At 53.4% G+C, this 22,963-nt stretch carries 15 protein-coding genes and 1 pseudogene; 6 read left to right on the forward strand and 10 right to left on the reverse strand.

Features of this window, described 5'->3' with window-relative positions:
* Nucleotides 1-113 precede the first annotated feature (113 nt).
* The 4 genes and pseudogenes from AM218_RS10285 to AM218_RS10300 form a co-directional block, all read right to left on the reverse strand.
* Nucleotides 114-650, reverse strand: a pseudogene (locus AM218_RS10285) (flavoprotein); the annotation flags it as partial.
* Nucleotides 651-676: 26 nt separating this feature from the next.
* Entirely contained in the window at nt 677-1,006 is a 330-nt protein-coding gene (locus AM218_RS10290) for a DNA-directed RNA polymerase subunit omega (RefSeq protein ID WP_054413785.1), read from the reverse strand.
* 69 nt (nt 1,007-1,075) lie between these two features.
* Nucleotides 1,076-1,903: an outer membrane protein assembly factor BamD gene (locus AM218_RS10295; protein ID WP_054413786.1), complete on the reverse strand. Its 828-nt coding sequence runs from the start codon at nt 1,901-1,903 to the stop codon at nt 1,076-1,078.
* Nucleotides 1,904-1,959: 56 nt separating this feature from the next.
* Complete coding sequence (locus AM218_RS10300) at nt 1,960-3,753, reverse strand: OstA-like protein (protein WP_082318174.1); 1,794 nt, start codon at nt 3,751-3,753, stop codon at nt 1,960-1,962.
* A gap of 92 nt (nt 3,754-3,845) precedes the next feature.
* Between AM218_RS10300 and tilS the strand changes: the two genes are divergently transcribed.
* Both tilS and mdh read left to right on the forward strand, forming a co-directional pair.
* Nucleotides 3,846-5,177, forward strand: coding sequence for a tRNA lysidine(34) synthetase TilS (gene tilS / locus AM218_RS10305; protein WP_054413788.1), 1,332 nt, complete (start codon nt 3,846-3,848; stop codon nt 5,175-5,177).
* Nucleotides 5,178-5,270: 93 nt separating this feature from the next.
* Nucleotides 5,271-6,212 (forward strand): malate dehydrogenase, encoded by a 942-nt coding sequence (gene mdh, locus AM218_RS10310; protein WP_044512377.1) that lies wholly within the window; start codon nt 5,271-5,273, stop codon nt 6,210-6,212.
* A 309-nt stretch (nt 6,213-6,521) separates the two neighbouring features.
* Here the strand turns inward: mdh and AM218_RS10315 are convergent, their stop codons facing one another.
* Genes AM218_RS10315 through mutL form a run of 3 tightly spaced genes read right to left on the reverse strand, consistent with a single transcriptional unit; the run spans nt 6,522 to nt 10,224 of the window.
* Nucleotides 6,522-7,421, reverse strand: coding sequence for a rhomboid family intramembrane serine protease (locus tag AM218_RS10315; RefSeq protein WP_054413789.1), 900 nt, complete (start codon nt 7,419-7,421; stop codon nt 6,522-6,524).
* Between the two features lie 19 nt (nt 7,422-7,440).
* Complete coding sequence (locus AM218_RS10320) at nt 7,441-8,223, reverse strand: rhomboid family intramembrane serine protease (RefSeq protein ID WP_054413790.1); 783 nt, start codon at nt 8,221-8,223, stop codon at nt 7,441-7,443.
* Between the two features lie 30 nt (nt 8,224-8,253).
* Complete coding sequence (mutL, locus tag AM218_RS10325; RefSeq protein WP_054413791.1) at nt 8,254-10,224, reverse strand: DNA mismatch repair endonuclease MutL; 1,971 nt, start codon at nt 10,222-10,224, stop codon at nt 8,254-8,256.
* Between the two features lie 288 nt (nt 10,225-10,512).
* Between mutL and AM218_RS10330 the strand changes: the two genes are divergently transcribed.
* Nucleotides 10,513-13,470 (forward strand): serine hydrolase domain-containing protein, encoded by a 2,958-nt coding sequence (locus AM218_RS10330; protein WP_054413792.1) that lies wholly within the window; start codon nt 10,513-10,515, stop codon nt 13,468-13,470.
* A 174-nt stretch (nt 13,471-13,644) separates the two neighbouring features.
* Nucleotides 13,645-14,781, forward strand: coding sequence for an N-acetyl-alpha-D-glucosaminyl L-malate synthase BshA (gene bshA / locus AM218_RS10335; RefSeq protein ID WP_054413793.1), 1,137 nt, complete (start codon nt 13,645-13,647; stop codon nt 14,779-14,781).
* A gap of 141 nt (nt 14,782-14,922) precedes the next feature.
* Here the strand turns inward: bshA and AM218_RS10340 are convergent, their stop codons facing one another.
* Nucleotides 14,923-15,480, reverse strand: a complete 558-nt coding sequence (locus tag AM218_RS10340; protein WP_231717473.1) for a DUF7935 family protein — start codon at nt 15,478-15,480, stop codon at nt 14,923-14,925.
* Nucleotides 15,481-15,642: 162 nt separating this feature from the next.
* Here AM218_RS10340 and AM218_RS10345 point away from each other — a divergent pair, with 162 nt between their 5' ends.
* Nucleotides 15,643-15,990 carry a HesB/IscA family protein gene (locus AM218_RS10345; protein WP_082016981.1) on the forward strand — a complete coding sequence of 116 codons (348 nt, stop codon included), beginning with the start codon at nt 15,643-15,645 and terminating at the stop codon, nt 15,988-15,990.
* Between the two features lie 401 nt (nt 15,991-16,391).
* On the forward strand, nt 16,392-17,228 hold the full coding sequence (locus tag AM218_RS10350) for a hypothetical protein (protein WP_054413795.1): 837 nt from the start codon (nt 16,392-16,394) through the stop codon (nt 17,226-17,228).
* A gap of 212 nt (nt 17,229-17,440) precedes the next feature.
* Here the strand turns inward: AM218_RS10350 and AM218_RS10355 are convergent, their stop codons facing one another.
* Both AM218_RS10355 and AM218_RS10360 read right to left on the reverse strand, forming a co-directional pair.
* A complete protein-coding gene (locus tag AM218_RS10355; protein ID WP_054413796.1) occupies nt 17,441-21,868 on the reverse strand; it encodes a DUF7619 domain-containing protein in 4,428 nt (1,475 codons plus the stop codon).
* Nucleotides 21,869-22,081: 213 nt separating this feature from the next.
* Nucleotides 22,082-22,957 carry a ChaN family lipoprotein gene (locus AM218_RS10360; RefSeq protein ID WP_054413797.1) on the reverse strand — a complete coding sequence of 292 codons (876 nt, stop codon included), beginning with the start codon at nt 22,955-22,957 and terminating at the stop codon, nt 22,082-22,084.
* Nucleotides 22,958-22,963 lie beyond the last annotated feature (6 nt).

Below are 22,963 nucleotides of genomic sequence, written 5' to 3' on the forward strand. Positions count from 1 at the left end.
AAATGATTATATTAGAAATGAGACTTAATAAGCCAAAAACAATTACATAATATGAAATAATATTTTTTAATTTATCATTCATAATTATAATCAAAGCACTCGATTTAAAGCGACTTTTCCAGTTCCCGCACAATATCCTCCGGTTCCAGCATGCGGCCCGGGCCTTCCAGCCCACTGGCCAGCTCGCCGGCCGGAGAGTCGAAGATATGGTTGCCGAAGGAACGCAGGCGGGCCAGGTTTTCTTGGGTGGCCGGGTGCTGGTACATATCCAGGTCCATGGCCGGGGCCAGAAACACCGGGCAGCGGGCGGAGAGGTACACGGCAGCCAGCAGCGTGGGGCAATGGCCGTGCGCCAGCTGAGCGAGGGTGTTGGCGCTGGCGGGTGCTATCAGGTAGGCATCGGCCCACAGGCCCAGGGCCACGTGGTTGTGCCACTCGCCGGTGGCTTCGCTTTTCAGGAAGCCCGTGAGCACCGGCTTTTTGGAGAGCGTGCTGAGCGTAAGGGGCGTAACAAAGGCCGGGGCCGAGGGAGTCAGAATGACTTGCACCTCAGCCCCGGCCTTTACCAGGAGCCGCACCAAAGCGGCAGCTTTATACGCAGCAATACTCCCGCACACCCCCAACAGAATACGACGACCTTGCAGCGACATCAGCGGGGTATCAGCAGAAGAATGAATTACTCGCCGCTTTCCTCAGCGCTTGGCGTGCGGTAGTAGATTTTGCCTTCCAGAAATTCTTCAATAGCCAGGTTGGTCGGCTTGGGCAGACGTTCGTAGTGCTTCGAAATTTCGATTTGCTCGCGGTTTTCGAATACTTCTTCCAGGTTATCAACCGTGGTAGCAAACTCAGCCAGCTTGCTGTTCAGCTCTTCTTTCAGCTTCACAGAAATCTGGTTGGCCCGCTTCGAGATGATGGCAAGAGACTCGTATACGTTGCCGGTGTCCACGGCCAGATCCGACATGTTGCGGGTCACGATAGAGGCAGATACGCTGTTCGGAGTTTTCATATAATAAGAAGCTGAGTTACAAATGGGAGGCTTTGCCCTGGCAAAATAGGCAGATCAGCCAACAAAAAATTATTTCGAAGCGGCGGCGTCTTCCGGTTTCAACTTGGCCAGCTGTTCGCGGGCAGCGTTGTACATGGTTTCGGCCGCTTTCAGGTTTTTGCTTTGCGGATACGTATCCAGCAGGTTCTGGTAGAACGCAACAACTTCCAGATACCGTTCCCGCTGCTTGTTTTCCACGCTTTCCTTGGCAAACTCATACTGCGCCGCCACCTTCAGATAGGCTGCTTCCTCATTGTAAGCGGAAGCCGGAAACTGCTGCTGAAACGTGTTGAAAGCAATAACGGCGGCCTGGTTGTAGCGCAGCTGGTAGTACAGCTTAGCACCTTCGAAAGACTTGGTTTCCAGCTTGGTCTGCAGCTCCCTCGACATATTCTCGGCATCGGGCCGAAACTTGCTTTCCGGGTACTGGTTCAGAAAATCCTGCAGAGACTCAATGGCCGTGTAGGTGTTGGTCTGATCCAGCTCATACTCCGGGGAGTCGCGAAACAGAGACTTGGCATACATAAACGTAGCTTCCTCCGCCAGGGCGGAGGTAGGATACGTGTCGTAGAACTGCTTGAAGTAGTAGGCGCTGAGCACGTAGTTGCGCTCCTGGAAGTTGGTATTGGCAAAGTAGTACTCGGCCTTTTCCGACTCCGGACGGCCTTTCAGTAGCGGCAGCAGCTCTTCCAGCAGCGTACCGGCCCGGGCATAGTCGCCCTTCTCGTAATACTGCAGCGCGGCATTATATTTTTTGTTCACGTCGTCGCTCTTCAGCAGCTTTTGATAGCCGGTGCACGAGCCGAGCAGCAGGCTGCCGAACAATAGAACAAATAAGAGGGGACGAATGAAGAGCATAAGGGGCGCAAAGGTAACGGATTACGGAGCCGAATCAAAGATCTGGCCCTTGGGAGCTATTTCAGCGGCTTCCGACGCAGGATATCCACCGGCCGCGCCAACGGTTTCCTGGGCGCAGGCACTACGGTAGAGGGTTTGGCAGGAGGCGTTGTAACTTTCTGGGCAGGCTTGGCGGGGGCCGGAGCGGGCTTTTTAGGAGCCGCTGCGGGCCTGGCTTTTGCTTTGGTGGCTGCCCGGGTTTTAGTGGTGGTGGCTTTGCGTTTGGCTTTGGTTTTGGGCTTTGCTTTCACGGGCAGGGCAAAGTGCTTGCCCAGAGTTCCGCGCCGGGTAGGCCGCTCCTTTTCCCGCCATTGAAACCCTTTCAGCTGCTTATCCTCATCCTTTAGCTCATGGGGCGGAATAAAGCTGGCATCGGGGTTGGTTAGAAAGCTGATGGTCTGCAGTTTACTGTCTTCGGAAAAGCGCAGCGCCATGTTGGCACTCACGGCTTTGTTCATGCCGGTCAGGCTGGTATCTCCTTCAAGAGCAAAATAGAGGCTCTCGGCGTTGCCAAGCACATCAACTTTTTTTAATTTATTTCCCTGGAAGTAGCCCACCATGTTGCGGCCCTTCACCTGGTTGTAGTTCAGCAGCGTGTCTTTGCCGGCAATAAAGGAGTTGGCATACAGGCGCATCTGATCTATTTTCTGTCGGCGCATGCGCAGCTCCATACTATCGGCCGTGAGCTGGTTGGTGCCGCTCCACAAAACCGGCTTGCGGTTGAGGTAAATCACGGAGTCGGCCCGGTTGTAGGTCAGGGAGTCGCAGCGACCCTGCAGGTCTTTGCGGAATATGCGCACCTTTTGATAGGCATATACCACCCCGCCGGGCTTGGCGGGGTCGCGGCTGTCTACGCTCATGAGCGTATCGGCGGCCAGGTACAGGGTATCTTTATCGGCAATGTTGCGCATCACGGCGTTGCCGTACACCTTGGCCCGGCCCAGCGTGCGCCAGTACTTGCCCACGTCGCCGCGAATGGTGATGTTATCTTTCTTCGAGACCATGGATACGCGCCCCGTAGCCAGCCCGTACTGCCGACTTTCATCGTAGTACAGCTGGTCGCCGCCCAGAAGGTAGTCCCGGGTTTCAATTTTGGCGTTCCGCTTAAAGTTGGATACCCGCGTGACCGTATTATAGTAGCCGTTTTCCGCGTACAGTGTTCCCTGCTGCCCTTTTATGCGCGTGGGGCTGAAGAAGTACACAATTTTAGAAACCGTGTTGTACTGCAGCGTATCACTGTTAATGGTATAGTCCTTGGTTTGCACCTGAACGCCGCTTTTGAAGCTAAATACCTTGGTTTGGGTGTTGTAGTAGCCGCGGCGGCTGTCCAGGGTATTTTCGGGGTCGGTGAGGTGGCCGCCGCCGCTGTAGTAGGCCAGCTTCCGGTTCAGGTCGTAGTCCAGTACGGGCGCCGTCAACGTCATGCGCGGGTCGCGCATCACCACGTTGCCGGTCATGCGGGCTTTGCGGGCGTCGCCGTCGTAGGTGGCCCGGTCGCCGGTAATGGTGAGCGTGTCGTTCTGCACAATGCGCACATTGCTGAACGCCTCAATAGAGTTGCGGTCGGTGTACTGGTAGGCTGAGTCGCAGTACATAAACGTGTCGCCCTGCTTAAAGCTGACGTTGCCGATGAGCTTGCGGATTTCTACTCCGTTAAACTCGCCGCCAATCAGCTCCTGGGTGCCGGGCAGCAGCTCAATGCGCTGGCCTTTGGCCAGAGTAGCGGGCTTGCGGGCAGGCGTTTGCTGGGCCCAGGCCAAGGCCGGCAACAGCAGGCAGCAAAGAAGAAAAAAGTGCTTTAGAGACGACATTTCGGCGCAAAGGTACAGAAGCCCGGCTGCTAACGGCCATCTTTGTAGTTCTGATACAATTTATGCCTTTCCCAAGGTAAAAGTACCCTCCCATGCTCGACCGCATCCTGCAGTATATCGAAGAAAACAACCTCTTCTCCCCCACCACCGACCAGCTGCTGGTAGCCGTGAGCGGCGGCCAGGACTCCGTGGTGCTGGCCGATGTGCTACACCGCCTGGGGGTACAATTTGCCATTGCCCACTGCCACTTTGGCCTGCGCGGCGACGAGGCCGATGCCGACGAGCAGTTTGTGCGCAAGCTGGCCAAGAAGTACGAGGTACCCTACTTCGTGGAGTTCTTTCAGACCAAAGCCTTTGCCCAGCAGGAAGGTATTTCCACCCAAATGGCCGCCCGCGCCCTGCGCTACGCCTGGTTTGAGCAGATCCGCCAGACCCAGGGCTTCCAGTACATTGCCACCGCCCATCACCAGCGCGACGCCGCCGAAACCATGCTCCTGAACCTCACGCACGGCACCGGCCTGGCGGGTCTGCACGGCATCCGGGCCAAAAACGGCTACCTGGTGCGGCCGCTGCTGGCCATCGGCAAAGAAGAGCTGTTCGATTACCTGGTGGAGCAGCGCCTGATCTGGCGCGAAGACGCCTCCAACGACAGCCCCGTGTACCAGCGCAACCGCCTCCGCCATGAGGTGCTGCCCGTACTGCGCGACATCAACCCCAACCTCGACCAAACCCTGCAGTTCACGGCCGAGCGCGTGGGCGGGGCCGAGGAAATTCTGCGCCGTTACGTAGAGGACACCGCCACCCAGGCCCAGCGCACCGAGCCCGAGGCCACCTACCTCAACATTGCCACCCTGCAAAAAACGGCCGCCACGACGCTGGTGCTGCAGGAGTTGCTGCGCCCCTTCGGCTTCACTTACCCCGTAGTAAAGGAAATTGTAGCCGCCTTCAATGCTGAGCCCGGCCGCCGCTTTGAGTCTCCTTCGCACCGGCTGGTGAAGGATCGGGAGCAGCTGGTTATCACGCCCAAAAATCTGTCGAAGTTTGGCACCCACCAGATTGCCGCCGGGCAGGAAGTACTCAAGATAGATGGCCTGCACCTGCGGCTGGAGTTGCTGGAGGTAACCGAAGGCTTCGATATTCCGAAGGGCAAAGCCGTGGCCGCGCTGGATGCCGACAAGCTGCACTTCCCGCTCATTGTGCGCACCTGGCAGGAAGGAGACTGGTTTATGCCCATTGGCATGAAAGGCAAGAAGAAGCTCTCCGATTTTCTGATTGATCAGAAAGTGCCTCTTAACCTGAAAGACAACGTGCAGGTGCTGGTTTCCGGCGACGGTAAAATTGCCTGGGTTATTGGCTTCCGGCCCGATGACCGGTTTAAGGTGACCGAGGAAACCGAGCGGGTGCTAATAGTGAAGCGCATGTAGCTAAGCGAACTTTCGCAAAAACCCACCGCCCGAAACCCGTTTTCGCTTAGCTTTACGGCCGCGAATAAATTCTCACACCCAACCCATCACCCGATGAAAGTTACCGTAGTTGGGGCTGGCAACGTGGGCGCAACCTGCGCCGATGTTCTTGCCACCCGCGAAATTGCCAACGAAATTGTTCTGGTTGACATTAAAGAAGGCTTCGCTGAAGGTAAAGCCCTCGACATCTGGCAGAAAGCGCCCATCATCGGGTACGATTCCCGCACGGTAGGCGTCACCAACGATTACGCCCGCACCGCCAACTCCGACGTGGTGGTTATCACCTCTGGCCTGCCCCGCAAGCCCGGCATGAGCCGCGACGACCTGATTTCGACTAACGCCGGCATTGTGAAATCGGTAACGGAGCAGGTGGTGAAATACTCGCCCAACGCTATTATCATTATCGTCAGCAACCCGCTGGACGTGATGACCTATCAGGCACACATTACCTCGGGCCTGCCCCGCGAGAAGGTGTTTGGCATGGCCGGCATTCTGGACACGGCGCGCTACCGCGCCTTCCTGGCCGAAGCCCTCAACGTGAGCCCCAAAGACATTCAGGCCGTCCTCATGGGTGGCCACGGCGACACCATGGTGCCCCTGCCCCGCTACACCACCGTGGGCGGCATTCCGGTAACTGAGCTCATCAGCAAGGAAGAGCTGGACGCCATTGTACAGCGCACGGCCGTAGGTGGCGGTGAGCTGGTGAAACTGATGGGTACCTCCGCCTGGTATGCTCCCGGTGCGGCAGCTGCTCAAATGGTAGAAGCCATTGTGCGCGACCAGCGCCGCGTATTCCCCGTGTGCATTGAGCTGCAGGGCGAGTACGGCATCAACGGTGTTTACCTCGGTGCTCCGGTTATCCTGGGCAAAAACGGCATCGAGAAAGTAATTGAGCTGCAGCTCAACGACGAAGAGAAAGCCATGCTGGAAACCTCGCGCGGCCACGTGAAAGAGGTAATGGATGCCCTGGACAACATGAGCAAAGCCACGGCTTAAGCTCTGTTTGTCTTAGTTCAAGCTAAAAAAGAAGCCCGACCAGATTTTCTGGTCGGGCTTCTTTTATTTTCAAGGGTGTTAAGCACTTAGCCGCATTAGTGTCTTTAAACTCATCCAAACCTTCTTGTCATCCTGAGCAAAGCGAAGGACCTTCTCACGTTAGCACGACTGGCATAACAACGGCTTGTTTTAACGTGAGAAGGTCCTTCGCTTTGCTCAGGATGACAAGAAAATTTAGGAATGTGATGCTCATTAAATCGTTAGTGCTGAAACCACCAGACTATGTTATGGTAGTTAAAAACCAGACAATTACTTCTGGCTTGCCCGGAACAGCTTCTGCTTTTCATCCTTGGACAGGCTTTCGTAGCCGGAGCGGGAAATCTTGTCCAGAATGATGTCTATTTCTTCCTGCTCGGGTTTGCGCGGGCCGGCTTTTTTGGCGGGTGTGGCAGTAGCGGCTTCCTCGGCGCGGTTGCGGTGGGTTACGCGCAGGCGGGGACGGCCGCTGAGCAGGCTGCCCAGCCAGTCGCCGGTGGCTTGCACGGGGCGGCCCAGGTCGCGGCCGCGCTGCAGCTGCTTGATGTAAAGATAGCCGAGGATAGCCCCGCCAATATGGGCAATTTCGCCGCCGGGGTTGTTGCTGTTGATGCCGGCCAGCGAAATCAGCACTACTACGGCCGCAATGTATTTAATGCGGACGGGGCCCAGCAGAATCAGATTGAAGGTGTAATCTGGCAGCAGTGTAGCGGCGGCTACGATAATGGCCGTAACGGCCCCGGAAGCCCCCAACATGGGAATGCCCAACTGCGGGCGCAGTACCGGCACCAGATTAAAGCTCAGCAGAAAAAAGGCGGCGCCCACCAGCGCGCCCAGGATATAAATACTCACCAGCTTCCGGTCGCCGAGGTACTCGCGCACCAGGGAGCCAAACCAGTACAGGTTGAGCATGTTGAAGAGGATGTGCAGAAAGCCGACGTGGGCAAAAGCGTAGGTAATAATAGTCCAGGGGCGCCAGGCCAGGGAAGGCAGATCGGAAGGTATTTCCACCAGCCGCACCAGGCGGGCGTACAGGGCATCGCCACCGCTCAGGTGTAGAATGGCGCCCAACACTACCAGCACCGCAAACACCAGCACATTAATCAGCAACAGCTGATTCAGCGCATTGTCGCGGCGACTAAAAGCTGTTCGGATATCGTGAATAATACTCATGGGCGGGTAGGAATCGGTATCAATACATTTTGGTGCGACTGCGCTGCCAGATCATCAGCAGAATAAAGCCAATGAGCATACCGCCCAGGTGGGCAAAGTGGGCTACGTTGTCGCCGGGGGTACGGTGCACGCCGCTATATAGCTCATACAGGCCATACAAAAAGACAAAATACTTGGCTTTGATGGGGAAAGGGAAGAAAAGCAGCATCAGTTCCGTGTTGGGGAACAGATAAGCAAACGCAAAAAGTATCCCGAATAATGCGCCGGAAGCGCCCAGCATGGGGCCATTCATGGCGCTGTCATAAATAGCCGCCAGCGTTTCATTGGCTGATGATACCAGGCCAGCGTCGGTGGGGTTGCGCTGCAATGCGGCGGCCACTACCTCGTAGCCCCGGGCCGTGGGCGCAAAATCCCGGAAAAAGTCGCTGAAGCCCAGGCCCGATGGCTGCTCCTGAAACGCCAGACGGGCTTCATTCATGGCCGTCAGCTCGTAGTAGCGCACGCCGGAATACAATACCCCGGCCCCAATGCCGCACACCAGCCAGAAGATCAGAAACCGTTTGGCACCCCAGCGCTGCTCCAGCAAAGGGCCAAAGGAAATCAGGCCGAACATGTTGGAGAAGATATGGCCCAGCCCGGCGTGCAGAAACATATAGCTGATAAACTGAAACGGCTGAAACAGCGGCGACATCACCGGATAGAGCGCCAGCATGTTCAGCACAGGGCCCATAAAGTTTTGTCCCAGAAAGAAGGCCAGGTTCAGAAACAACAGGTTCCGAACCATGGGGGTCAGGTTGAGCATGGGCGCAGCAGTAGCGGGAAAAGTGAAATTTCAGGATTTACGGAAAAGCTCCTGGAGTTGGCCAAGTTCCAGCAAGACCAGCGTGTGGCGGCCATCGGGCGTGTAGTTTGGCACCTGGCAGGCAAAGAGCCGGTCTACCAGGGCATTCATTTCCACTTCCGAGAGGCGGGCATTGCTGGCCCGGGCGGCCACGCGCCGGGCCATGGCGCGGGCCATCTGCTCGCGCTGGTCCAGCCGCACCGTGCCGGAGTGGGTGCGAAACTGCTCAATTATTCCTTCCAGCAGCTCTTTTTCGTCGCTGGCCGGTACATCAGCGGGAATGCCTTCTACCGCAATGGTGTAGCGGCCAAACTCGGAATAGCGGAAACCCAGGGCCTGCAGCTCCTCCGTCAGCTCGCTGAGCACGGCAAAATCCTGGGGCGAGAAGGTGATGGTGCGCGGGAACAGCAGCGTTTGCGAAGCGCCGTTTTCGCGCTCCAGCTGCTGGGCATACTGCTCAAACAAAATCCGTTCCCGGGCCGCTACCTGGTCAATCAGCATCACCCCCGACTTTACGGGCACCAGTAAGTATTGCTGGTGCAGCTGAATAACTTTGTTCCCAGGGTTCACGGAGGGTTCCGGCAGCGCCGGGGCAGGCTCGGGCAATAACTCGGGCTGGCTTTCCACAAAGGCCGCGGCCGAGGGCACCGGCACCCCAATGGCCGTGGCCTCGTGCTCTACATCGGGCACGCTGATCTGACCCAGGGACTTATAAAACTGCTCCAGCTCACGCTTGGCCTGCTCCGTGGGGCGAGGCGGCAGCTGGCGGGCATAAGCATCGGTGGCTTCCTGACTGCTGGTGCGGCCGCTCCCCGGGGATGCAGGCGCCGCGGCGCGGGAAGCGGCGTTGGCCAGGGCGTCGGGCTGATAGTCGTTGTTGGAATCGAAGGGATTTTTGGCGTCCGGCGACAGGCGCAGGGGCTGAATGGGCGCGAAGTTCACGTTGCCATCAAAATCCAGGGACGGAGCCATGTTGTGCAGCCCCAGGCTTTGCTTCACAGCGGCCCGCACAATGGCGTACACGGTTTTCTCGTCTTCAAACTTGATTTCCGTTTTGGTGGGGTGCACGTTGATGTCAATGGTCTTGGGGTCCAGCTCCAAGAACAGCACGTAAAACGGGTGCGTGTCTTTAGGCAGCAGACCCTCGTAGGCCGTGAGCACGGCGTGGTTGAGGTAGGCCGAACGGATAAAGCGGTTATTGACGAAGAAAAACTGGTCGCCCCGGCTTTTCTTGGCTGATTCAGGCTTGCCGATGTAGCCCTTCACGGCCAGAAACGGGGTTACCTCCTCCACCTGCGCCAGTTGCTCCTTGTAGCCATTGCCCAGCAAGGCCACAATGCGCTGGCTGAGCTTGCCGGCCGGCAGGTTAAACACCTCCAGGTCGTTCTGGTACAGGGAGAAGCCGATTTGCGGGTTAGCCAGGGCCACGTGCTGAAACTCGTCCAGAATATGGCGCATTTCCACCGCATTACTTTTCAGGAAGTTGCGCCGGGCCGGCACGTTAAAGAACAGGTTCTTTACGCTGATGCTGGTGCCATCGGGGCAGGCCACGGGCTGCTGGCTGGTAATCTGGGAGCCTTCAATCAGAAGCAGGGTGCCGGTGTCCTGGGTGCGCTGCTTGGTGCGCAGCTCTACCTGGGCCACGGCGGCAATAGAAGCCAGGGCCTCGCCCCGGAAGCCGAGGGTACGGATGCGGAACAGGTCGTCGGTGGTGCGGATCTTGCTGGTGGCGTGCCGCTCCAGGCTCATGCGCGCATCCGTGGCCGACATGCCGGTGCCGTTGTCCACTACCTGCACCAGCTGCTTGCCGGCTTCTTTTACAATAAGCTGCACTTGCGTGGCGTTGGCATCCACAGCATTTTCCAGCAGTTCTTTTACCACCGAAGCCGGGCGCTGCACTACCTCGCCAGCGGCAATTTGGTTAGCCAGATATTCGGGTAGCAGCTGGATGATATCGGCCATAACAGGGAAAAGCTAGACTTGATAATGAGCGGGTTATCCGAAAAAAATTCAACTGGCACGATATTCTACACGTCCAGCCTCGGGAAATAATCCGTAAGTTTGCAGTCAGCATAAGCCCGTGGGGCATCGGTCGGATGCCCGCATCGGTGCATTGAGAAGTGAGTGGAAAGGGGCCTGTATTCAGGCGTGTAATGCGGCAATAGCTCGCCCCCACGAAACTTTTCAGTGCTGGCAAAAGTAGGGCTATTTCCGCTCGCATTCAATTTTACGCAGCTATAACGGGAGTCGATGCTCAAGGAATTTCGGATTAGACTTTTACTGGTTTTTATCGCCTTTACGGGTCTGATCATCTCATCTTCTGCACCTCTTGACAAGGGCGCCCGGCCCAGCAGCGCCGCTGAACAGTCGTGGGTAGATAGTGTCTTCACCTCGCTCACCCCTGATCAACGCTTGGGGCAGCTGTTTATGGTGGCGGCCTATTCCAACAAGGACCGTAAGCACACGCAGTACATTGATTTTCTGGTAAAAGAATACCACGTAGGGGGCATAATGTTTATGCAGGGTGGCCCGCGCCGGCAGGCCGTTCTGACCAACCGCTACCAGGCTGAATCCAAAGTGCCCCTGCTCATTGCCATGGATGCGGAGTGGGGCCTGGACATGCGCCTGGACAGCTCCATGCACTTCGCCAAGGAAATGACCCTGGGCGCCATGGACGACGACCAGTACGTGTACCAGATGGGCCGCGAAATTGCCCTCAAGCTAAAAACGCTGGGCGTTCATGTGAGCTTCTCGCCGGTAGTAGACGTTAATTCCAACCCCAACAATCCGGTTATCGGCAACCGCTCCTTCGGCGAAAACAAGGAGGAGGTATCCAAGCGTAGCGTGGCCTACATCCGGGGCCTGCAGGACTATGGCGTTATTGCCGTAGCCAAGCACTTCCCCGGCCACGGCGACACGGATACCGATTCTCACCTGGCCTTGCCCGTCATCAACACGGATATGGCCCGCCTGACTAGCGTGGACCTCTACCCTTTTCAGAAGTCGTTTGAAGCCGGGGTAATGGGTGTACTGGTGGCGCACCTGTACATGCCCCTGTTTGATACGGTTCGTACTCAGTCTACCACTCTTTCGCACAACCTGGTAACGGGGCTGCTGAAGGAGAAGATGGGCTATAAGGGTCTGGTATTCACTGATGCGCTTAACATGAAGAGCGTATCAGACCTCTATAAGCCCGGGGAGCTGGATGCGCTGGCGCTGATGGCCGGCAACGACGTACTCCTGTTTTCGGAAGATGTGCCGGTGGCCATCCGCAGGATTAAGGAGATGGTGGCCGCCAACAAGATTTCGCAGGAAGACATTGACTACCGCGTGCGGAAGATTCTGCGCGCCAAATTCTGGGCCGGCCTCAACCGCTACAAGCCCGTGGACATGGCCCGCCTGATGGATAACCTGAACCGGCCGCTGAGCCGGGCCGTGCAGCAGCAGATTTACGAGCACGCTGTTACGGTAGTTAAAAACGCCGATGATATCCTGCCCTTTCACCGGCTGGACACTCTCCGCATGGCTTCCATTACCATTGGGGCGCCCACCGGCAACATCTTCGCGCAGACCATGGCTAATTACATGCCCTGCGCCACCTATTCCGTGCCTAACCGCTACGCCTCGGACTCTACCTTCGACCGGCTGGCGGATCGGCTCACGCCCTACAACACGGTAGTGGTGAGCCTGCACAACATGAACAACACCCCCGCGCACAGCTACGGCCTCGGCGACGGTACGCTGCGGTTTATTCAGCGCCTGCAGGCCAACCCGCGGCTGAAAGTGGTGGTGGTGGCCATGGGCAACGCCTATGCGCTGAAATATCTGGAAGAGGCCCGCACCCTGGTATGCGGCTACGAGGATAACCCGGCTTCTCAGTACGTAGTACCGCAGGTGCTGTTTGGCGCCCTGCCGGCCAAGGGCCAGCTGCCCGTCACCGTTTCCGACAAGCTACAAGCCGGGCTGGGCCTGCCCACCCCCGATTTCCGCCGGCTACGCTACGGGGTTCCGGAAAGCGTCGGCCTCGATTCGAAAGTACTGGCCCAGATAGACAACATTGCCCTGGAAACCGTGGCCTATGCTGCCGCCCCCGGCTGCCAGGTGCTGGTGGCCAAGGATGGCGTGGTGGTGTTCGATAAAAGCTACGGCTACACCACCTACGATAAGTCGAACCCCGTCACCAACAGCACGCTCTATGATCTGGCCTCGGTGACCAAAGTAGCCGGCACGCTGCAGGCCATTATGTACCTGAAAGACCAGGGCAAGCTGAACCTGGACGCCAAGCTCTCTGATTATCTGCCCGAGCTGCGCGCTTCCAACAAAAAGGATATGGTGGTGCGGGATGTGCTGCTGCACCAGGCCGGCCTGAAGCCGGGCATTCCTTTCTGGGAGCGGACCGTTACCCGGAGCGGCGGCCTGAAATCAACCTTCTACGCCAGCACCAAAACCGAGGACTTCCCCCGCGAAGTGGTGCCGGGTACCTACAGCCTGAAATCGGCGGAAGACTCTATGTGGGTCTGGACGGTGCGCTCCGGCCTGCTACCCAAGGTGAAAGGCAAATACCCCTCCGAGTACAGCGACCTGAGCTTTATTGTGCTGAAGCGCCTGAGCGAAAAGCTGCTGGGCCAGCCCCTGGAAAAATTCCTGCAGGAAAACTTCTACAGCTCCCTGGGGCTTAACACCATGACGTATCACCCGCTGGAGCGCTTCCCCAAATCCTGCATTGCGCCCACCGAAAACGATACCTACTACCGCCGCACGCAGCTACAAGGCACCGTTCACGACCAGGCCGCCGCTATGATTGGGGGCGTGAGCGGGCACGCGGGGCTGTTCTCCAACGCCAACGACCTGGCCATTCTCATGCAGATGAATCTGCAGAACGGCCGCTATGGCGGGCAGCGCTATTTCCAGAACCCCGTGGTTGCGGAGTTTGCCCGATCTACCGAGGCTGGCAGCCGGCGCGGCCTGGGCTGGGACCACGGCGACCCTAACAAGCCGCACGGGCCTACTTCCAACCTATCCCCGGTTAGCACGTTTGGCCATACGGGCTTCACGGGCACCTGCGTCTGGATGGACCCCGAAAACAAAATCATGTATATCTTTCTTTCCAATCGGGTGTATCCGGATGCCGGCAACAACAAGCTGGTGCAATTCAATATCCGTTCACGCATCCATGAAGTCATTTACAAGTCATTAATCAAGACATGACCTGTTGTAAGCACCTCCGTTCTTCCTGAACCGCATTGTGGCGGTGGGACATTCTTAGAATGACCCACCGCTATTTTTTTATGGTAAGCTGCCGGCTTATTTCCTTCTCGTAGTTTTGGGCCCCTGCCCTTCTTCATCTTTCCCACAGGCGTCGGCCTGTCTGCTTTCCCACCCATGAACATCGGAATTGTTTGCTATCCTACTTTCGGCGGCTCAGGCGTTGTGGCCACTGAACTTGGCAAGGCGCTGGCGCTGAAGGGGCACCACGTGCACTTTATCACTTACAGCCAGCCCGTCCGCCTCGATTTCTTCAACGAAAACCTGTTCTACCACGAGGTCTATATCCCTCCCTACCCGCTGTTCCAGTTTCCGCCGTACGAGCTGGCGCTGGCCTCCAAAATGGTAGACATTGTGCAGAACGAGAAGCTGGATGTGCTGCACGTGCACTATGCCATTCCGCACGCCTCGGCGGCCTACATGGCCAAGCAGATTTTGCTCACGCGCGGCATCCGGATTCCGGTGGTTACTACCCTGCACGGCACCGATATTACGCTGGTGGGTAAAGATGCCAGCTACGAGCCGGTGGTTACTTTCAGCATCAACCAGTCAGACGGCGTAACGGCCGTTTCGGCGGACTTGCGCAAGGAAACCTACGAGTACTTTGCCATTGAGAAGGATATTGAAGTGATTCCCAACTTCATTAACCTGGACCGTTTTCAAAAGCAGAAAAAGGAGCATTTCCGGGCTGCCATTGCCCCCGAAGGCGAAAAGCTGCTGATTCATACCTCCAACTTCCGGAGTGTGAAGCGCGTGGAAGACGTGGTGCAGATTTTTGCCGGCGTGCGCAAGCAAATACCCGCCAAGCTCCTGCTGGTAGGTGACGGGCCTGACCGCCCGCGCATTGAGAAGCTCTGCCGCGAAACAGGCTATTGCAACGATATCCGCTTCCTGGGCAAGCTGGAGGCCGTGGAAGAAGTCCTCAGCATTTCAGACTTGTTTCTGATGCCTTCGGAGAAGGAAAGCTTTGGCCTGGCCGCGCTGGAGGCGATGGCCTGTGAGGTACCCGTTATCAGCACCAACGCCGGCGGCATTCCCGAGCTGAACGTGCACGGCGTAACGGGCATGCTCAGCGAAATTGGCGACGTGGCCGATATGGTTAAGAATGCGCTGTACGTACTGCAGGATGAGAACCTCCCCCGCTTTAAAGACGCTGCCCGGGCCCGGGCCGAGGAGTTTGCGGTAGATAAGATCCTCCCCCGCTACGAAGACTGCTACCAGCGCGCCATTGCCACCCAAATGGCCACGATGTAGCATAAGGCGCTGTCATCAGCAGTTCCAACTCCTGTTGCCTGAAAGACACCGTACAGTCCACCAAAAAGCCCTTCACGCTCATGAGCGTGAAGGGCTTTTTGGTGGACTTAAGTTTGGCTGACGCCGTTCGCAGTACGCCGCTTAAAAAAGCTGGGCTGCTTCCCGCTTCACCGCAAACAGGGCCTGGGCCGTGGGGTCTACTTCTTCGTTTATCAGGGTTTCCAGCACGCGCTTGGCCAGCTCCGTACCCCGGGCCTGCTGGGGCGTGGGCATGGCGTGGTAGGCTTTGTTAATCATAGTGAGTACGTTTTCCTTGGCCTGCTTTACCTGGCCCCAGGTTTCGGGGCTCATGTACAGCTGCTGCGAGAGGTTGTGCTCATACTCCGCCCGGATTTCCTGCAGTAGCTGGCGGTGGTAGTCGGGGGCAGTTTGGCCGGCACTGCTCAGGCGCACCAGCAGGTTGTTGGGCGTAATGCGCTCCAGCAGCAGCGTAATGCGCTCAAAGGCCTGCAGGCGCAGCGGCAGTGTGGTTTTGCTGGTTTCCAGCCGATATTCAATCAGGCGGCGCTGCTGCTCCTTTTGCAGGTATTCTTTGATCAGGAAAAATATAACCCCGGCAACAATCAGCGCGGGCAGGATAATTTTTAGCAGATCGAAGACGTAGGTAGTGGTATCCATGCGGGCAAGACGGCCAAACAAGTGAGGAAGGAAAGGAAATGTACGCAGGCAAAGCCCGGCTGGCAAAGATATACGGTGAACCCCAGCCTTGTGTCTGTTGTTATAGGCCAAAGCCCGGGAGTAGCAGCAGTGCGCCGGGCTTTGTATCTTTGCCGTCTGTTATCGTCTAACTCTGCACACACTATGGCAACTGCCACGAAACTTGCTCCCATCAGCCTTACTCCCCGCGCGTTGGAGGAGGTTAGAAATATTTTGCGTGAGAAGAATGTTCCGGCCGAATATGGCCTGCGCGTAGGGGTGCAGGGCGGCGGCTGTTCCGGCCTAAGCTACCTGCTGGGCTTCGATAAACCCAAAGAACAGGACGAAACCTTCGATTTAGACGGGGTACGCCTGGTAATGGATAAGAAGCACGCCATGTATGTGATGGGCATGGAAGTAGACTTCCAGGACGGCCTGAACGCCCGCGGCTTCATTTTCAATAACCCTCAGGCCAAGAGCACCTGCGGCTGTGGCACTTCGTTCTCAGCATAAGCTGCTTACCTAGCTTTCCAAAGCCTTTGTTAGGTTTTCCCGATAGCGGGCAGGATACATGAATGTATCCTGCCCGCTATCTTTTTCACCATGCCGTCACATGAGGCTTTGCATAGTGATTGTTTAGATATATGCTGCTAGCTGTTAAGCAAAAAAACGAAGTCTGTTACGGGCTATCAATAGAAAGAATGTAAATTTATAATTGTAAATAACTGACTAACTTTTTCTTATTTTCAAAATTGCCATATATGTAAATCTCTAGGTCAGAGTAATTTTCCTGACAAACAGCTCTTATTGACTAATTATTCTTTCTAGTATTTATGGATTTTTTAAGGTCCTTGCATCTTTTCCGGTATTACTTCTCCCTTTATGTCCATTCTACTTCCTTATCACCTTCCTTCATGAAGATTGTATACTTATATCAGTGGATGCTGGCAGTAACTCTTACCACGTGCCTGCTGGCTAGCTGCAAAAAAGGCGACAAAACCGACCCTACTTTCACGGAGCAAACCTTTACCGGGCGTATTCAGCTATACGACCAGTATGGTGATGCCCTGACCGATAATAGCGGCTTGCAGGTAGAAACACTGGATGGAAGTTTTAAAACTACAACATCAGCAGATGGTCAATTCTCGCTTACTGCCAAAAAGCTGGCGCACGGCCATCGCCTGAGAATGTCCATATATAAATCTTCATTACCTGAATATGCCTTATACTTCACCGATGATCTACCTTTTGACAAAAAGGATGTGGCATTACCGGAAGTAATTCAGATGGGAATTACCTCCTGTGCCAGTTACACCTGCGAAATGGTGCGGCATCCGGATAAGGGATATACGGTAGTAAAGGGCGTATTAAAGAACTGTGCAGGGGCACCATCATGGCCGGAAGCCAAGCCCCGCTATCATCGGTATGTCTTTTCGCCGGCATTCCTCTCCCATGAAGGTTATAACATTCAAGTAAATAAAGGAAGCCTGCTAATAAAGGATAATCTTAACAATGGCTTTCTGGATACAATTTATTATGCCAGTTTGAAGTCTAAGAATATTGATCCTCAACTGCCTTGGGCAATAGCAATTGACAATATTAAGGCTGACTCCTGTCAGATGCCCTACATTGTAGGTGCTTATGGATTACAGCTTGCCAACGGGTATGACGGAAATGCTCGTGACTACAAAGCATATCCTGGGGCTATTAGCAACAATGGCAGTATTAATTACCCAATCCAACAGCCTTAGGGTAGTTAACTAGCACCTGTTACTTCGTTTCTAAGCGCGTATTAAAGTTATATAGTCTTTAATAGGTCTTGGTCGTATCCTCCGGCACCACCAGCACAAAGTTGGCCTTTTGCCTGTTCTTCTCCTTACCATAAGCAAGTACCTTTAAGTTTCACTACCAAAAAGCCCCGGCAACAGAAGTTGCCGGGGCTTTTTGGTAGTGAAACAACATTTTAAAGCACTAGCAGGCGTTTAATCAAACGCCCATGATCCGATTGAATAATGACCAAGTACAAACCTGGGCTATAGTTAGTGAAAGAGAGAGTAGTGTGAGCCGGACTGGTAGTCGGAATTTCTATGGAGGAAACTAAACTGCCCAAGGCTGAATAAATCTGAATTGCTTGTACTTCAAAATTAGCTTTGGCCCAGTCTACGGTTACCACCCCATGTGAAGGATTAGGAGACACCGTAACCGCATCTTCATCAGGCAAATCAACTACTCGAAATTCCTTTAATGAAGTGGCACGTCCACCAATACCGGCTACCATCAAAGTGCCAGAGTGAGTTCCTTTCGGAATCTTGAAAACCATAGTTGATGCGGTAGCCTGCATCACCTTTACACTAACGCCATTCAACAGTAAGGTATCCTGTTGTTCATCTACCCCAAGGTTTGTGCCCGTAATTGTTACTTCGGTTCCAATAATTCCTTCAGCGGGAGAGAAACCAAGGATGTTAGGAGCAGGCAGAAACGTGAAATCAGTAGCTGCTGCCGCTTGTCCACCTGGTGTTTTCACCTCTATTTTACCAGACAGCGCCGTACCAGGCACGCGCAGTTGTAAGCCAGAGGAAGAAGACTGCAGAACAGGTGTTTGGATACCACCCAGTGAAACAATGTTACGGGCTGGCGTCTCAGAGAAATTTGTCCCGGTTAAGGTGAGTACTGTATTGGCTTTCGCTTTATAAAGGCTACTGGAAATAACCGTAGGCGGATACCACACTTTGAAAGCTTCGGCACTTTCCGCTTTTCCACCCCAGGTTTGAAGGGTTATTTTGCCCGATTGTGCCCCCTCTGGCACTTTCACTTTCAACGAATTAATTGTGGCCTGCAGAACAGTGGCAGCTACGCCATTGAATAAGACCGTATCCTGTTCGGCTATGGCAGAAAAGTGTGTACCGGATAAAGTCACAGTGCTGCCCGGTACTGATTCATTAGGCGAAACCGCAGTTATGGTAGGTTTCTGAAACACAATGAACTCAGACAGACTCTGGGTGTGTCCGTCGGGCGTAGTAAGTTGAATATGACCGGAAGTGGCACCCGTTGGCACCTTAACTCGTATTGTATCGGCCTTTAAAGACAATGAGGTAGCTTGCACCCCATTGAAACTGATAAGATTATTAGCCATTACATTAGCAAACTGGCGCCCCGTTATGGTAATAGTTGCTCCAATGGCTCCCTGAGCAGGACTAATACCTACAATTTTTGGTGTAGCCACCACATCGTCAAAATGTAGGGTCGTATTAAGCGTAGCAGGTATATCGTAAATCCGGTTGAAGGTATAGTTAGTGCGAACAGCTGAGTTGTAATCGAAATAAATATCGGCGTAGTTTTCGACCAACGTTTTATCTACCAAGCCTTCTTTAGGCCATATCGAAAATTGAATAAACCCCTGACTAGCAGCCATATTTCGCGAGCTATCCGGCAGCTGAATATCGTCGAAATTGAAAGTCAGAACAGGCTGTTCTTTGCCATGCAACTCAAACCGGTACGGATGCGAGGCCCCTTCTAGCTGTAGCGTGCTGATATCAAGATTAGCTGATAAGGAATCCACAACGCGCACCTGATAGGCCACGTCATTACCCGTGTTCTGGAAGCGAATTCTATACCGGAGTGGTGCTTTGCGAGTGGTATAATACTGATCTGTAATACCGCCTGGAATGACCAGCTTATCATTCGGATCGTAGGAGTCTACAATAGCCTGACAATCTTCCTTTACTTCCGCCGTATTTACGTCGGGTGGAAATGCCGCCATAGCGGGGCTGGGTTGTCCCATGGTACGAAGCTCCGATAGCTCCAATGTGGCACTGGCTATTTTGGGCCCTGAATATTTGGCAGGCTGGTCAGTTTCTACCCGTACAACGGCAGTGGTACTAGGAATACGCAATACTAAACTGTCGCCAGCAGGCAAGGAAATATTGTGCTGCAGAGCTAGTTTGGTATTAGAAAACACACGCAGTCCTAAGCTATCAGCGGTGGCTTCTTGACCTACATTACGAACTACGAAGCGCGCCTGCTTATTCCCTTCTGCCCGGCCTTCAACTGTAAGAGAAGCCGGACGTACACCACCAGTAGTGGAAGTAACATTGGGTGGAGTTATCCACGCTTTTGTACACACGGTAAGTCCACGTATACTCTCATCACCGCACACCACGGAGTCCTGAATAATAATGTTGTCCTGCTGGCCGGGCTTCAGACTGCCAACTGCAAAAACGTATTGGCCAGCTTCATTTCGCTCATAGGGCAAGCTAGCTGAAATAAATGCTACCTGCGGCGGCAATGCTACCGTAACAAAGGCAGGCTCCGAGACACTATATCCTCTATTGGAATAAGAAACAGTAGTGACATTGCGGAAACAGCGCCGACGACGGTTAGAAGTAATATTTACCGACAAATAGGGCGACAAGGTCACTTGATTGCCGAAATCAGGCCCAACCGCAGTTTGTTGCTGCTTGGTAACTTTAACCGCTTGATTTACAATACAGGTTGGCGTTATAATTCTACCAATGTCTTGATTTGCCTGTAACTGCTTTACTACATATGTTCCTGTATCAACCGCAATTCTATAGCGACCATTTGCATCCGAAACTCCATAATAGTTGCCAGCCATTACTATCATCCCAGGCAGCGGCAATTCTTCATTATCCCGCAAGCAATTGGCGTTATTATCCTGATATATCCGACCAGTAATCAGGTTTAGTGTGTCAACTTTTGTTGCATTAGAGTTATATATATAGATTAAATCAGAACCCGTAGGAATAGCTACTAAATGTGAGCCCTGCGCATTAATAGTCAATCTATCTGTATAACTACCGACAACAGTAGTTGCCGTCTCACTGTTAGAACCGTACACTCGTAGGCCATTTTCTCCTCTATTTCCATTGATGTACACATTACCCAAACCATCAACCGCTAGCCCTACTACGGCACCTTGAGATGGTGAAAAATCCTCTGAAGTAGTTTCCGCCCCAAAGGCGCGTACCAGTTTACCGCCAGCCGTGAATTTTTGTATACGCTGGCCTTCATAATCGGCTACATACACATTACCCCGGATGTCTACTGCTACAGCAAGTGGAATCCAAACTTCACCCTTTCCTTTTCCCCATTTTCCAATTGAGGCTACAAGCAAACCATTTGGATTGATTTTCCGCACACAGCCCCCATAGTAATCAGCCAGATAAAGATTACCCATAGCATCTACCGCAAAGTCGGTATAGATGTCATCACCACCTATGTTAGGCGGAGTATAAGATGTAAGGTAATTGCCCTCCGAATCAAATTTCTGAATAAAATAATCATATTTACTATTAAATCCGGCATAGCCCGATAAGGTGTAGATATTTCCCAAAAGATCTATTTTGATTGCTCTAACCCCTCTTGCAAATTTACCTGCACCAATTTCTAACAGTTTTTCGCCCGTAGCAGAATATTTCAGAAGTTTAAGACTCAGATAATCGAAAATATAAAAGTTGCCAAATTCATCCTGTGCGACATCGGAATAAGCTGTTAAGTGTCCCCAGCGTGCTAATAACTCTCCCTCAGGGTTAACTTTTAAAATAGAAGAACTATTTACTTGATGTGCAGGACTGGTAATCAAAAAATTACCCTTAGAGTCCAATGCCATTGCACTCTTTGTTTCCGTTATTATTTTCTCTCCTAAATCACCAATGTACTGGCCCTGTTGATTGAATTTTTCAATTTTATTATGGCGAAGTGTTGATATATAGATCGTACCATTCTTATCTATCAAACCATGAGTTATATCATCTTTATAAACAGCCTGAAGATTAATTGTATCCTCTACTTGGCCTTGCTTATTCAGCTTTAATACAGAGTAATCTTCGCAAAAAGCGTAGAAAAATCCAGCTTCATCTATTGCGCCCGCTACAACTCCTCTACCATATTCCCCTATCTGGCGGGAATATACAACTTGTCCCGTGTTGGCTACTTTCTGCAGTAAATAATAACTATCAAAAGTGTAGGTTACACCTTGTTGATCAACTGCTAATACTTGAAGTTCCCTATATAGTGTTGTATCTGGATCTGCACTGTACTTAGCTACCAACTTTCCTTTAGAATCATACTGGCTAATACTATCAGCATAAGTATAACTAGTGGACACGTACACATTACCAGCCCGGTCTACCCCAAAAGAGCCCGGTCGCGTTTTAGGTATGGTAAGTAAATACTGTCCTTCGGAATTGAGTTTAGTAATATGATCAAATTCCATTATATAGATATTATCTTGCCCATCTACACCTATATCATAAGGAAAATCAATTGGCACACCTACCCTTTTATCTAGCTGAAAGGCGGGCACCTGCGCTAAGCAAGAATCCGAAAAAAAGATAATAAGAAGTAAAAACAGAGGTAGAAATTTATTCATATACAGTTATTAAACATCGTTACAAAACAACCACATTATCTCTTAAATATCCAATTTTCAGTAGATTATTTACCTCTTACCCTATATGCCGTTTTATGAATCATATTTTTGGGTCCATCTATTCATCTGAGGCATGTTCCGGTCCGATCGATTCTATAATTGTTCCATCACTAGAAAGCGCTTCTGAATTACCTATTTAGAGGCTAAGTAGTTTCAATACGTCTTGGTCATATCCTCCGGCACCACCAGCACATAATCCGCTTTCTGCCGATTCTCCTTATCCAGCTCTTTTAACTGCTCCTGCGAAACGGTGCTGATGGTCATAATGCGCAGCTGGGGCTCGGCCTGGCGCAGGTACCACACAATGCCGTCGTGGTTATCGGAGTGGTAGCTGCCGTTGAAGTGCAGCAGGAGCTGGCCGGGCTGACGGCTTTGGCGGATGAAGTAGGCCATGGTGGCATCCTTTAGTGCTTGCGCCTGAATGATGTTCTGCACCGCGCTGGCATGGGCAGCATCCGAGCCAAACATCTTGCGCATGTTCTGGTAGCCGGGCAGGTCAAAATCAACGGTGATAGGTAAGGGCGCCAGCCAGGCTTTTTCATTGGCTGTCAGGGTATCAAGGGCGGTGAGGCTGCCTTTGGCTACTAGGGAGGCAAAGCGGCGCGGCACGTTGGTGCCTACCACGCGCAGCTTTTGCTGCCGGGCCAGTTGGAGGAGCGGTTTATAGTCGGTGGGGTAATTGGGCCAGGGGCGGCTTTGGGCTTCAAACTCCTTCTCGTCCAGCTCGCCTACGTTGTACTGCTCTACCAAGGGCTGCACGTCTCGCTCAAACATTTCCAGGCCCAGCACCAGCTGCCCTTGCCTGAGCTGGGCCAGGTCGCGGGCTACCTGCAGCTCCAGCCAGTGGGCCATGGCATCGTTGTGCTGCTCCCCAAACAGCACTACATCGGCCTTGACCAGCTCTTTCAGCATTTTAGCGTAGCGCACCGGGCGGCCTGCACCTGTGAACAGCCGATAGGCCGGTTTATCGGCAGCGGTAAAGCTGGCTAGCAGCAGAGCGAGGGGAAGCAGCAGTTTGGAGGATATCATACAGAC

The sequence above is a fragment of the Hymenobacter sp. DG25A genome (assembly GCF_001280305.1).
Taxonomy (GTDB): Bacteria; Bacteroidota; Bacteroidia; order Cytophagales; family Hymenobacteraceae; genus Hymenobacter.

Coding starts and splice junctions, on each gene's coding strand:
- AM218_RS10360 (WP_054413797.1), bottom strand. CDS start 22,957: ATGATATCCTCCAAACTGCTGCTTCCCCTCGCTCTGCTGCTAGCCAGC.
- AM218_RS10320 (WP_054413790.1), bottom strand. CDS start 8,223: ATGCTCAACCTGACCCCCATGGTTCGGAACCTGTTGTTTCTGAACCTG.
- AM218_RS10345 (WP_082016981.1), top strand. CDS start 15,643: ATGGCAACTGCCACGAAACTTGCTCCCATCAGCCTTACTCCCCGCGCG.
- AM218_RS10330 (WP_054413792.1), top strand. CDS start 10,513: ATGCTCAAGGAATTTCGGATTAGACTTTTACTGGTTTTTATCGCCTTT.
- AM218_RS10350 (WP_054413795.1), top strand. CDS start 16,392: ATGAAGATTGTATACTTATATCAGTGGATGCTGGCAGTAACTCTTACC.
- mutL (WP_054413791.1), bottom strand. CDS start 10,224: ATGGCCGATATCATCCAGCTGCTACCCGAATATCTGGCTAACCAAATT.
- AM218_RS10295 (WP_054413786.1), bottom strand. CDS start 1,903: ATGCTCTTCATTCGTCCCCTCTTATTTGTTCTATTGTTCGGCAGCCTG.
- mdh (WP_044512377.1), top strand. CDS start 5,271: ATGAAAGTTACCGTAGTTGGGGCTGGCAACGTGGGCGCAACCTGCGCC.
- AM218_RS10355 (WP_054413796.1), bottom strand. CDS start 21,868: ATGAATAAATTTCTACCTCTGTTTTTACTTCTTATTATCTTTTTTTCG.
- AM218_RS10290 (WP_054413785.1), bottom strand. CDS start 1,006: ATGAAAACTCCGAACAGCGTATCTGCCTCTATCGTGACCCGCAACATG.
- bshA (WP_054413793.1), top strand. CDS start 13,645: ATGAACATCGGAATTGTTTGCTATCCTACTTTCGGCGGCTCAGGCGTT.
- AM218_RS10300 (WP_082318174.1), bottom strand. CDS start 3,753: ATGTCGTCTCTAAAGCACTTTTTTCTTCTTTGCTGCCTGCTGTTGCCG.
- tilS (WP_054413788.1), top strand. CDS start 3,846: ATGCTCGACCGCATCCTGCAGTATATCGAAGAAAACAACCTCTTCTCC.
- AM218_RS10315 (WP_054413789.1), bottom strand. CDS start 7,421: ATGAGTATTATTCACGATATCCGAACAGCTTTTAGTCGCCGCGACAAT.